General features: G+C 34.9%; 10 protein-coding genes and 3 tRNA genes. 5 read left to right on the top strand and 8 right to left on the bottom strand.

Annotation, left to right across the window (positions count from 1 at the left end):
• The first annotated feature begins 15 nt into the window (after positions 1-15).
• Both AABD74_RS00290 and AABD74_RS00285 read left to right on the top strand, forming a co-directional pair.
• On the top strand, positions 16-609 hold the full coding sequence (locus AABD74_RS00290; RefSeq protein ID WP_406844345.1) for a Crp/Fnr family transcriptional regulator: 594 nt from the start codon (positions 16-18) through the stop codon (positions 607-609).
• 608 nt (positions 610-1217) lie between these two features.
• Entirely contained in the window at positions 1218-5495 is a 4278-nt protein-coding gene (locus tag AABD74_RS00285; protein ID WP_406844344.1) for an alpha-L-fucosidase, read from the top strand.
• A gap of 156 nt (positions 5496-5651) precedes the next feature.
• Here AABD74_RS00285 and AABD74_RS00280 read toward each other — a convergent pair.
• From AABD74_RS00280 to AABD74_RS00270, 3 genes are all read right to left on the bottom strand, one after another.
• Positions 5652-5734 (bottom strand) — tRNA-Leu (locus AABD74_RS00280).
• Positions 5735-5776: 42 nt separating this feature from the next.
• Positions 5777-5849: transfer RNA gene (locus tag AABD74_RS00275), tRNA-Lys, on the bottom strand.
• A gap of 40 nt (positions 5850-5889) precedes the next feature.
• Positions 5890-5962: transfer RNA gene (locus tag AABD74_RS00270), tRNA-Lys, on the bottom strand.
• A gap of 127 nt (positions 5963-6089) precedes the next feature.
• Between AABD74_RS00270 and AABD74_RS00265 the strand changes: the two genes are divergently transcribed.
• Positions 6090-6608 carry a shikimate kinase gene (locus AABD74_RS00265; protein WP_406844343.1) on the top strand — a complete coding sequence of 173 codons (519 nt, stop codon included), beginning with the start codon at positions 6090-6092 and terminating at the stop codon, positions 6606-6608.
• On the opposite strand, the gene AABD74_RS00260 is transcribed toward AABD74_RS00265, so the two are convergent.
• Together AABD74_RS00260 and AABD74_RS00255 are read right to left on the bottom strand one after the other, a co-directional pair.
• Positions 6600-7100, bottom strand: coding sequence for a phosphoribosyltransferase domain-containing protein (locus tag AABD74_RS00260; RefSeq protein ID WP_406844342.1), 501 nt, complete (start codon positions 7098-7100; stop codon positions 6600-6602). The genes AABD74_RS00265 and AABD74_RS00260 overlap by 9 nt on opposite strands.
• Before the next feature lie 154 nt (positions 7101-7254).
• Positions 7255-7647, bottom strand: coding sequence for an RNA-binding S4 domain-containing protein (locus AABD74_RS00255; RefSeq protein ID WP_406844341.1), 393 nt, complete (start codon positions 7645-7647; stop codon positions 7255-7257).
• A 79-nt stretch (positions 7648-7726) separates the two neighbouring features.
• On the opposite strand from AABD74_RS00255, the gene AABD74_RS00250 reads away from it, so the two are divergent.
• Entirely contained in the window at positions 7727-8860 is a 1134-nt protein-coding gene (locus tag AABD74_RS00250; protein WP_232683168.1) for an FKBP-type peptidyl-prolyl cis-trans isomerase, read from the top strand.
• 78 nt (positions 8861-8938) lie between these two features.
• Here AABD74_RS00250 and AABD74_RS00245 read toward each other — a convergent pair whose 3' ends face one another.
• From AABD74_RS00245 to AABD74_RS00235, 3 genes are all read right to left on the bottom strand, one after another.
• Positions 8939-9892 carry a transketolase family protein gene (locus AABD74_RS00245; RefSeq protein WP_232683167.1) on the bottom strand — a complete coding sequence of 318 codons (954 nt, stop codon included), beginning with the start codon at positions 9890-9892 and terminating at the stop codon, positions 8939-8941.
• Between the two features lie 75 nt (positions 9893-9967).
• The gene (locus AABD74_RS00240) at positions 9968-10819 is read right to left on the bottom strand and encodes a transketolase (RefSeq protein ID WP_232683166.1); all 852 of its coding nucleotides are present in this window, start codon (positions 10817-10819) and stop codon (positions 9968-9970) included.
• Positions 10820-11057: 238 nt separating this feature from the next.
• Positions 11058-11357, bottom strand: coding sequence for a hypothetical protein (locus tag AABD74_RS00235; protein ID WP_406844340.1), 300 nt, complete (start codon positions 11355-11357; stop codon positions 11058-11060).
• A 268-nt stretch (positions 11358-11625) separates the two neighbouring features.
• On the opposite strand from AABD74_RS00235, the gene tgt reads away from it, so the two are divergent.
• Positions 11626-12756 (top strand): tRNA guanosine(34) transglycosylase Tgt, encoded by a 1131-nt coding sequence (gene tgt / locus AABD74_RS00230; protein WP_406844339.1) that lies wholly within the window; start codon positions 11626-11628, stop codon positions 12754-12756.
• Positions 12757-12776: the final 20 nt, after the last annotated feature.

The following is a 12776-nucleotide window of genomic DNA, read 5'->3' as shown; positions in this document are numbered from 1 at the left end:
CTTGAATCAATAAAAATGGAGTTATTTAATATTTTAAATGCTATTGTCCCACTTGACGAACACCATTGGAATGAAATTTCTGAATTGGTAGAAATTAGACATTTTAAAAGGAATGAATATTTTTTAAAAAGAGGAGATGCATGTTCTGTTATTGGTTTTATTAAAAAAGGCAGTTTTAGATTCGTAATGCACAATGATGGTAATGAAAGGACTTTTGATGTTTCATTAGAAGATGATTTTGTATCTGACTACTATGGAATTTTAAAATCTGGACCAGCCTCTTTTGATATTATTGCCAATCAGAAATCTGAAGTACTTTGTCTTCCTACAGCAGACGTAATTAAGCTATTTGACAGGGATATGGTATATCAAAAAATAGGAAGGACAATAGCTGAAAACGAATTTTGCCAGCAGCATGAAAGATTGTTATCCATGATGTACGACAGCCCGCAAAAACGCTATGAAGATTTGATAAAAAAACAGTCTGGTAAAATTTTTAAATTACCGCAGCATTTATTGGCAAATTATCTTGGGGTAACAAAAGAAACTCTGAGCCGAATAAGGGCGAGGATTGTGAAAGCTGATAGTAAATACAATAAAAAGAATTGAATTGTTTGATGTACAGGAAAGAATACTTTAGTCTGTAGCTGAAAACAAAAATAGTTAAGGAATAAATTTAGGTTAAGATTTTATTCTGATTAAAAAAAGCCTTTCAAATTATACAATTTGAAAGGCTTTTTTTAATAGAACATATTAATACAAATTGAAATTCCTTATTTAAAGATTTTAGACTTTCGGATAATTTATCAAAGGTTTTAAAAAGAATCTAAATAAATTAATGTAATATTATTCTTTCGTATTGTATTATTCAATAATAATTGATATATTCGTTTTTTGTTTTTTAATGTGTTGATTTTTAGTGAGTAACAATCGGATTTAAATGCCACTTGTTTGTTTTTTACTGAGAATTAGAAATTACCATTATTAATATACCTGCTATAACAAAAACGCCATAAACTTTCCAAAATGGTAATAATGTTGAAATACATTATTCAATAAAATCCTTTAAATATTAGGTATAAAATTGTGAGAACAAATAAGTTGTGAAACATCTTTTTGCCACGTTAAATTATACTTCCAAAAGCCTAAATTTTAAAAACAACAACAAATAGCATACAGTTTTTTTAATATTACTTACCCTTTAACCAATCAATGTTATGGAAAAATCAACCTTACAAACACTTACAGATGAAGAGCTGCTTACTATAACGCAGCGATATACTTTTAAATATTTCTGGGATTATGCATCGAGTTCGGGAATGGCATTCGAGCGCATTCCTGTTTCAGGCACACCTGGAGATGCGGTTACTACAGGCGGTTCTGGATTTGGGGTAATGGCAATTTTAGTAGGCATCGAGAGAGGATTTATTACAAGAGAACAAGGACGTCAGCGTATAGAGAAGATTGTTAATTTCTTAACTAGTTCAGCTACTAATTATAAAGGAGCTTTTGCTCATTGGATCAATGGAAATACAGGTAAAACTATTCCGTTTAGTGCAAATGACAATGGAGCTGATTTGGTTGAAACATCATTTTTAATGCAGGGCTTGATTACGGCACGCCAGTATTTTAACCAGCCTATTTTGGCAGAACAAGATTTGGTTGTTAAGATCAATGTACTTTGGAACAATGTTGACTGGAATTACTTTACATTTGGAACGAATAAGCTGTACTGGCATTGTAACAATGAATTACAGAACGTAATTCAATTGCCAATTATTGGCTGGAACGAGTGTATGATTACGTATCTGCTGGCAATTGCTTCGCCTACTCATGCTATAGATCCTAGTTTGTGGCAAAGCGGCTGGTCATCAGGAGGTAGTTATAAAAATAAAAATCAAATTTTTTATGATATTACTCTTCCTATTGGCGGAGGAAATGCAAAAGGCGGACCTTTGTTCTTTGCTCATTATTCTTTTTTAGGATTCAATCCAAAAAATTTAAGGGATACTTATAATGATGTAAATTATTTTCAGCAAAATGTAGCCCATACCTTAATAAACAGGGCATATTGTGAGCAAAATCCGCTGGAATATACCGGATATGGAGAGAACAAAGCCTGGGGATTGACTGCTTCTGATGGAGATACTAGTTATGGTGCCCATTCACCCGGAAATGATAAAGGTGTGATCGCTCCAACTGCAGCTATCTCGTCAATGCCATATACGCCTAAAGAGTCATTAGCGGCCTTGAGATATTTTTATGAGAAGCTGGGACCGAAAATATGGAATGAAAAAGCGGGATTTGTTGACTCTTTTAATGAAACTGCCAATTGGGTAGATAGCAGTTATTTGGCTATCGATCAGGGACCGATTATTTGTATGATCGAAAATTATCGCTCAGGTTTACTTTGGGATTATTTTATGTCTGCTCCAGAAATTCAGACAGTATTAGGCAAGCTTAACTTTAAACCAGACTACTATCCACGTCCAATAATTAGGGAGCCGCTTGTAATTGATAATTTTGAAAACGGACAGATCAATTTTACTGATAAAATAAATATAAACCCACCGGCAGACATGGAGATTACGGTGGTAGATAATCCTGATAAAACGGGTTCTAACCAAAGTAATAAAGTTCTAAAACTTAAACGTCTTAACAATAGCTATAAGTGGGCTGGATTTTTCTGTACACTAAATGAACCTCTCTCTGAGTATAAGTATTTGTACATGAGATATTATCGCAATAATCCGAATTCTCAGATCAGACTTAGTCTTTCGAGTGAATTTTTGTCTCAAAGTCCATTAAATAAAGTGGACGAATGGGGAGTAGCGGTGTTTGATTTATTATCGCATAAGGTAAAGGATATCTCTGGTTTTAGTATTCAACCCGATTATACCGATAAACGTGCCGTTGGTGATGTTGTTTATATTGATGAGCTGACTTTTAGCGATACCGAAATTGATATGAACCCTTTCTATAACAACAATCCTAAAGAACTTAAAGTAATTGATGTAGAGACGAATTCTATTTCTATATCATGGGATGCGCTTCCTGATGTGACTTCATATGATGTATATAAAGATGGTATTTTTTATCGAAATGTTATCACTAATTCGATAACTATTCATGATTTGAATTCATTTGATATTTACTATTTCTCGGTGAAGGGCCGTAATGACAACCAAGATCTTTTTACTAAGATGAGTAATAATATTTATGCAGCTACTCTAGAGACAAAACTGCATAAAGACGAACGAATGGCCTGGTGGCGTGAAGCGGGTTTTGGGCTGTTTTTGCATTGGGGGGCATACTCTGGGCTGGCAGGACATTATACAGGGCCAACACTAATGAAATCAGGTCCGTATGTAGGGCCTGAATACTGGATGCAGGATTACTATTCAAGTTATCGTCCTGAATGGATCAATCCGGATGGAACTATTAAAATTGACCCAGCTACAGGAGAGCCTTACAAACAGGGGCAATATGCAGAATGGATTATGTTTGCAGCTCAGATTCCCAGAGTTGAATATAAATCACGCTGGCAGCAAAATTTTACAGCTCAAAATTTCAATCCTGCAGATTGGGTGAGAATGGCTAAAGACGCAGGTATGAAATATATTGTTATTACCGCCAAACATCACGAAGGTTTTGCCTTAATGCATACACATAATATTGGATATAATATTCAGGATGATACCAATATTTCAGCCGATATTTTAAAAAACCTTGTAACTATGGCTCATGCAGCAGGTTTAAAAATTGGATTTTACTATTCACAATGTCTGGATTGGATGAATCCTGGAGGAATGGGCTGGATTCCTCAGAATACTACAGCAAACCATGAGGCTTCTTACGAGGATCAATCCAAATATACAGATACAATTGTAATTCCTCATATTCACACCATGATTAATGATTATGATATTGACTTGATATGGTGGGACATGGGAGGAGGCAGTACACCAGAATTCCGTTACCGAATGATGAAGGCTATTAAAAATATTCCCGGATCAGATCGTTTGATATTTAATGACCGAATGGAAGATGGCTTGACGGGAGACTATAAAACTCCGGAACAAAATATTCCAAACATGCCGCCAAACGGAGACGGATCAGATTGGGAAACCTGTATGACCATGAATGATAATTGGGGGTATGATGCTTACGATCCGCGCTGGAAAACCGAAACAGATTTAATTCAAAAATTGATAGATATTGTAAGTAAGGGAGGTAACTTTTTGCTCAATATAGGCCCTGAAGGAGATGGGACATTTCCACAAGAAGCCATAAACAGACTCGAAGGGTTTGCAGTTTGGATGGCAGTAAATAAAACGGCTATAGAAAAAGCCCAGCCCAGCCCGTATACAAAACAATTATCTTGGGGGCGGGCTACCCGTAAAATTATAGACGGAATACAATACCTTTATCTGCATGTATTTACAGAGAATTGGCCTAAGGATGGAAAATTAGCTGTTCCTGATTTACATGATGGAAGTGTTGTTAAAGCATATTTCCTTGCTGATACTGACCAAAAAGCATTAGATATAAATGTTAACAACATTGCTTCGGGATATATTATTTCAGTTCCTGCAAATCCATTAGATGGTGTTAGTACAACTATTGTTTTAGAAATGTCAGAAATCGTAGATATACTTATCAACTTTGTTAAACAATTCAATGATGGCACACTTAATTTGTATGCAATCGATGCTACTGCAGCGGGATTAAGTATTGAAAATGGACCTCTCTATAATTTAGGAGGATGGACAGATGATACTAAATTTGCTACATGGCATGTTGAAGTTAAGAAACCCGGAGACTTTTTTCTGGATGCAGTTGTATCAGGCTATTCAGGACAGTTTGTGCTAAAAATAAACGGAGTAGATCAAGGTCCTTATCCGTTTAAAATTACAACAAGTGGTTTTGATAATTATCAGGATTTATCCATTGGGACAGTTAATTTACCTATTGGCGTTTATGAGATTGAACTGCATCGTATTTCTAATGGAGGATGGGATCCTGTTAATGTGCGTCAAATTTCGATTCATCCGGCAGTTGATAAAACTCCTATTGTAAATCAAAATGAAGATAGAAGTCTTGTTCTTCCTGCCAAAAATGCTATACTGCACGGAAGCAGCATCATGATAGAGCATGGTCCTAATTATAATATTGGAGGATGGACAAATCCAGATGCTTATGCCGCATGGAGAGTGAAAGTGAATGTGGCCGGCATTTACCACTGGCAAAGTGAATTGGCGGGTTATTCAGGCAAATTTCAATTGGTTATAAATGGTATTTCAACTATCGAATATCCGTTTACTACAACTAATAATAATTTTTCAAACTATCAAATTAAGCAATTGGGAGATGTTTATTTGGAAGAAGGTATTTATTATATCGAATTGCACCGCATTTCAAACGGAGGCTGGGATCCTGTCAATGTGCGTAATATTACATTCTATCAGGATTTGCTTCTTGACAGCAGTAAATAATCAACATAGGTTAGGAATTGTTTCTATAAAGAAGTAATACATAAAAAGGATGTGCCAAAATATAATTCGGTACATCCTTTTTTAAATTGGTATACAGCGAGTATTTCATTTTTTGAATCCATCTGGATATGTTAGATGGGCATGAAAAATGGAAAGTGACCATGGAGGGATTTGAACCCTCACGCCCTTACAGGCACCACCCCCTCAAGATGGCGAGTCTACCGTTTCTCCACATGGCCTAAATGCAAAAAAGGTCAAGTAAATTAATACTCGACCTTTTGTGACCCGACTGGGGCTCGAACCCAGGACCCCATCATTAAAAGTGATGTGCTCTACCGACTGAGCTATCGAGTCATTGCTTTCAAGAAACTTATTTTGTTAATCACAAATTTTGTGACCCGACTGGGGCTCGAACCCAGGACCCCATCATTAAAAGTGATGTGCTCTACCGACTGAGCTATCGAGTCATATTCGTTTCTTGAATGCGGGTGCAAATATAAGGAGTTTATTTTATAATTTGCAAGCAATTTTATTATAAATTTGTCTTTTTTTAACCAAAATTTACAATCCCTTAGTTTATAGGGTTTTATTAAAATGAAAAAAATCATCTTATTAGGATATATGGGCTGCGGAAAGTCAACAATTGCTCAAAACTTATCAAAAATTACAAATATTCCCTTTCTCGATTTAGATAATTGTATCGAAAAAAAAACAAATTTATCTATAAAAGAGATTTTCGAGAAGCATGGTGAAATCTATTTTAGGAAATTAGAACACGAAATATTTCTTGAATTACTTCAATCTTCAGAAGATAGTATTATAGGTTTAGGAGGAGGGACTCCATGTTATGCTAATAATCATTTATTGTTGCAAAGGGAGGATATTACATCTATATATTTAAAAGCTTCAATCGAGACTTTATATAATAGATTGGTTTACAATAAAAGTAAACGACCTTTAATTGCAGATATGAATGAAGATGAAATGAAAGAATTTATCGCAAAACATTTATTCGACAGAAGCTTTTATTACAATCATGCACAGCACAAGGTTGTGGTGGATAATAAAACGGTCGATGAAACGGTTGATGGTATTTTAGAAATCTTAGCTTAGAAAAGCGTAATTGCCTCCGTTTTCATCAAAAACAACCTGAACGTGTTCTAATAAAGACGTTGATAAAGAGATTCCCTTAAAATCTGCTTTTACAGGGTACTTTTTGTGATTTCGGTCTACAAGCACTGCAGTTTTGAATTTCTTAAGCGGAACGTCCAGAAAATGACGAACTGCGTAGATCAATGTAGTTCCTGAATTTAAAACATCATCAACTAAAACTAAACCTTTATTTGAATATTCTTCTGCAGATAAAGAAGTCTGAATAGGCAGCTGCGGATTTTGTTTGTCAACCCTTACTTCACAAAGAGAAATTTTTAGAGTAGATATATCGCTTAATACAGTGGCGATTTTTTGAGCAAAAACAGAACCGCTGGAAGCAATTCCGGCAATTACAACTTCTTCTTCATCAACAAACGTCTCATAAATTTGATAAGCGATACGTTTTATTTTGTGTTCGATTTCCTGATTGGTTAAGATGATGTTTTTGCTCATGATTTATTTTTTTGCTAATATAACTAATTTAAATTCCAAATTTTTAAAATTCCAAATTCCAATGTTAGGGTTTTGCTAGATTTTAGAGTTTTTGGAATTTGAATTTTTGTGTTTTTATAAAGTTTTTGGAATTTGGAATTTTTTTATTGGAATTTTAATTTTCATCTTCTTCCTCATCAATAAAATCATTTCCATAATCTTCAATATCTCGTCTGTCTTTTTTAGTTGGTCTTCCAGTTCCGGTTTTACGATAATGTTCTTTAGATAGTTTTAATAACTCTAAATGTTCATAAGCTTCTGCAGGTGTTTCGTTCTTGCGGTAAATATCTACCAGTTTAGCTCCCACACGATTTTCCGGAATATCGAGTACGGTTATAATTTGTGTAATTTGGTCTTTTCTAAAAGTAATCCGGTCAGTAGGAAAAACTTCTTTAGAGGGTTTTGCAACTTGGCCATTTACTGTAACCTGGTTCTTTTTGCAAGCCTCAGTTACCATGTTTCTGGTTTTATAATAACGCACGCACCATAAGTATTTATCTATTCTCATAATTTTTCTAAAATCCAAGTTAAATTCTTTACAAAAATAAATCAATATTGTATCTTGCGCACCTAAAAAATTAACAATAATGAATAAATTTAAATATTATTTTATTTTATTACTTGCAGGTGTTGCTATAGTTTCTTGTAATAAAGGTGATGACGATCCGGAACCAGTTCCATTGAGGGATTATAAGGTACAATATGCAGCTGATAATGATTCTATTGTTAAATATTTAAAGACTAATTATATAAAAGAAGTTACGGCTAATTTTGATATTACAATTGAAAAAATTCCGGCAGGAGGAACGCAGACTTCTATTTGGGATCAAACTGTATACCCTTTGCAGTCAAGAGATGTTTACAATCACGATGTTACTTATAAAGTATATTATTTATCCTTAAATAAAGGTACAGGAGAGTCTCCTTTAAATACAGATAGAATTTATGCTTCATATACAGGAAGCCTATTAAACGGGACTGTATTTGATTCTTCTTATGGTTTAGGAAGAAGTTTTGAATTATATATGTATGCTTCTCAGGCTGTAATAGACGGCTGGGGCGAAATTTTCCCTCAGTTTAAAACAGGTAAGCCTGGTGCCCCGGCAGCTGATGGTACGATAACTTATACAGATTTTGGTGCAGGAGTAATGTTTTTGCCTTCTGGATTGGGTTACTATGGAGGTGGTACAGATAATATTCCGGCTTATTCTCCTTTAGTATTTAGTTTTAAATTGTTCAGCCTTCAAAGACTAGATCATGATTTTGATGGTGTTTTCGATTACAAAGAAGATATAAATGGAGATGGGTATATTTATGATTTTAGAGATACTTCAAGATATCCAACTCCGCCAGCAAGCATGGTGGCCGATGATACAGACAAAGATGGTATCCCTGATTATGTAGATACTGATGATGATGGAGATGGTTTCTCTACCTATTATGAAATTACAAAACCTGCAGAGCATATTGGCTGGGTAAATGGGGTGTTTAATGGTGTAAGTACCTATTATCCTTGGGACCCTGTTGCAGATAACCCAGATACACCAAATACAGATGAAACGGAACCAAGAGGAATTCCTAGAAGACCAACGGGCCCCCTTAAAACTGAAGGACAACCTGAATCAATTGATAATCCAAGAAGTTTTGTAGATGACGATTATAAAGCTGCAGGAAGATTAAGGATTCATTTGGATAAAAATTATCCTTATCAAAAGAAATAATAATAAAATATAAGATATAAAAAAACCTCGAAAGTAATTTCGAGGTTTTTTGTTTTTATAAAGTAAGAAAACTAAAAATTATTTTCTTTTAATTACTCTTTCTACAGCTTCAACAATTGCCTGATTGTTTAATTTGTATTTGTTCATTAATTGCTCTGGAGTACCAGATTCACCAAAACTATCGTTTACAGCTACAAATTCTTGTGGAGCCGGATGGTGCAAAGCTAATACTCTTGAAACGCTTTCTCCAAGACCTCCAAGAATATTGTGTTCTTCTGCAGTTACAACGCATTTTGTTTTAGCTATCGATTTAAGAATAGCTTCTTCGTCAAGAGGTTTGATAGTGTGAATATTGATTACTTCAGCAGAAATTCCTTTTGCTTCAAGAGTTTCAGCAGCAATAAGAGCTTCCCAAACTAAATGTCCTGTAGCAACAATAGTTACATCAGTTCCTTCGTTTAATAAAATTGCTTTTCCAATTATGAATGGCTCATCAGCAGGAGTAAAGTTAGGTACTACCGGACGACCGAAACGTAAATACGCAGGTCCGTGATGATCTGCCAAGGCTATAGTTGCAGCTTTGGTTTGGTTGTAATCGCAAGTATTGATTACAGTCATTCCCGGTAACATTTTCATTAATCCGATATCTTCTAAAATTTGGTGAGTTGCACCGTCTTCTCCTAATGTTAAACCAGCGTGAGAAGCGCAAATTTTTACGTTTTTATCTGAATAAGCTACAGATTGACGAATTTGATCGTAAACCCTTCCTGTTGAGAAGTTAGCAAAAGTTCCTGTAAAAGGAATTTTTCCTCCAATTGTTAAACCAGCAGCAATACCAATCATGTTTGCTTCTGCGATTCCGATTTGGAAAAAACGCTCTGGGTGATTTTTCTTGAAATCATCAAATTTTAATGAACCGATTAAATCGGCACACAATGCCACGACGTTTTCGTTTTTTTGACCTAGTTCAGTCATTCCCGCTCCAAAACCAGAACGAGTATCTTTGCTTCCTGTATTTTCGTATTTTTTCATTTTTGTCTTTTTGCTGTGCGCAATAGGCTGTAGGCAATAGGCATAAAGCTTACTGCTTAAAGCTTATGGCTTTTTTTAATAGTCGATTTGATCTGCAGAATAGTTTTGAGCTAAAGCATTTTTTAATTGGTCATCGTTTGGTGCTTTACCATGCCAAGCATGTGTATGCATCATAAAGTCAACCCCATTACCCATTTCTGTATGTAACAAAATACAAACTGGTTTTCCTTTTCCTGTTCTTGATTTAGCATCGGTTAAACCAGCAAGGATTGCATCGATATTGTTACCTTCTGCAATTTCTATAACATCCCAGTCAAAAGCTTCAAATTTAGCGCGAAGGCTTCCCATTGGAAGAACTTCATCTGTAGTTCCGTCAATTTGTTTTCCGTTAACATCGATAGTTGCAATAAGGTTGTCTACTTTTTTTGCAGAAGCATACATAATAGCTTCCCAGTTTTGACCTTCTTGTAATTCACCATCCCCATGTAAAGTAAAAACTAAATGATTATCGCCATTTAATTTTTTAGCCTGTGCAGCACCAAGAGCAACAGATAAACCTTGTCCTAATGATCCAGAAGCAATACGAACTCCAGGCAAGCCTTCATGAGTTGTAGGGTGTCCTTGTAAACGAGAGTTTAATAATCTGAAAGTTGCTAGTTCTGAAATAGGGAAATAACCGCTGCGTGCTAAAACGCTGTAAAATACCGGAGAAATATGGCCATTTGAAAGGAAGAAGATATCTTCTCCAATTCCGTTCATATCAAAACCTTCTTTGCGGTCCATAATATTTTGATACAGTGTTACCAAAAATTCAGTACAACCTAGTGATCCGCCAGGGTGGCCAGAGTTTACAGCATGTACCATTCTAAGAATATCTCTTCTTACTTGGATCGTTAAATCGCTTAATTGTTGTGTGTTAGGCTTCATTTTGTATGTAAAAGTTAAACTGAAGCAAAAGTAATCGTTATTTTGCGGGGAGACAAATGATTTTTTGCTTTAGTTTAGAACAATTGTTAAATTCTGCCGCTTTTTTTATTGATCCTGAATAAAAGGCCTAAATGTTTTGGATTTCTTTGATAAGATGCCATAATCTTGCCGTTTTATTATGAAAATTTAAATAAAAAAAAGCCCTTTTTTGGGCTTAAAGTGTGTTTTTTACACTTATTTAGTTGTTGTCGCCTTCACTATAGAGGTTATTTTCTTCATCTTCAGCGCCGATTTCTTCTTGTTCGTCATTGAGTTCAGAACCTGGAACATCAAGATCATCTCCAAATTTATCGTTGTTTTGTTTCCATTTATAATTATTTTGGTTGATGGTTCTTTCGTTGGAAATATCTTCCGGGTCAATGTCTTCTAATTTATCTTCCTGATTGTAAATGTCTTCATTTGCAGGATAATTTAAATCTTCCAGATTTCTTTTAATCTGATCTTCGCCTGTGGTGTTTTTATTTTCTGAATTTATCATGATTTCTATATTTTTATTACTATTAAAATTATGAAATGAGTTTAGTTGAGGTGTTATACTTTAATAATGTGATTGTTGTAAGTTTTACATACAAACGAATTTTAGTTTCAGGTTTCAGGTTTTCTTTGTTTCATTTTATTGCACTTCCGGGTTTTTCAAGTTGATAGAAATCATTATCTAATTTTCTAATTGACAAATTATCTAATTAAATTTCCCTGAAATTAGTTTATCTTTGCCGACCCGAACAATCGGGAGAAAAAAGAAACACATGAAGTTTGATTTATTACAAAAAGATCCGCAGTCAAAAGCAAGAGCGGGAAGTATAACTACTGATCACGGCGTAATCGAAACGCCTATTTTTATGCCTGTTGGAACGGTGGCTTCTGTTAAAGGTGTACATCAGCGTGAATTAAAAGACGATATTAATCCGGATATTATTCTTGGAAATACGTACCATTTATATTTGCGTCCGCAGACAGAAATTCTTGAAAAAGCAGGAGGATTGCATAAATTCATGAATTGGGATCGTAATATTTTGACAGATTCAGGAGGATATCAGGTTTATTCTCTTTCTTCAAACAGAAAAATTAAAGAAGAAGGAGTGAAGTTTAAATCGCATATCGACGGTTCTTATCACTTTTTTACTCCAGAAAATGTAATGGAAATTCAACGTACCATTGGAGCCGATATTATTATGGCTTTTGATGAATGTACACCTTATCCCTGCGATTACAGATATGCACAGAGATCAATGCACATGACGCACCGCTGGCTGGATCGTTGTATTAACCATTTAGATAAAGTTCCTTACAAATACGGTTACGAACAGACTTTTTTCCCAATTGTTCAGGGAAGTACATATAAAGATTTGCGTCGTCAGTCGGCTGAATATATTGCAAATGCCGGTCAGCAGGGAAATGCAATTGGCGGATTATCAGTAGGAGAACCTGCAGAAGAAATGTATGCAATGACTGAAGTTGTCTGCGAAATTCTTCCGGAGGATAAACCTCGTTATTTAATGGGAGTAGGAACTCCTATAAATATATTAGAAAATATCGCGTTAGGAATTGATATGTTTGACTGTGTTATGCCAACACGTAATGCAAGAAACGGTATGTTGTTTACAGCAAACGGAACAATCAATATAAAGAACAAAAAGTGGGAAGCTGATTTTTCTCCAATTGACGAAATGGGACATACTTTTGTAGATACAGAATACACAAAAGCGTATTTGCGCCACTTATTTGCTGCTAATGAATATTTAGGAAAACAAATTGCTACAATTCATAATCTTGGTTTCTATATGTGGTTGGTTCGTGAAGCTAGAAAACATATTTTAGCAGGCGATTTTAGAACATGGAAAGAAATGATGGTTAAAAATATGAGTCAAAGACTTTAAAAAAAGAGTTTCAAGTTTCA

The sequence above is a fragment of the Flavobacterium soyae genome (genome assembly GCF_045348165.1).
In the GTDB taxonomy this organism is placed as follows: Bacteria; Bacteroidota; Bacteroidia; order Flavobacteriales; family Flavobacteriaceae; genus Flavobacterium; species Flavobacterium soyae.
The sequence above is the reverse complement of the archived record's forward strand: the minus strand, read 5'-3'. Positions and strand labels throughout refer to the sequence as shown.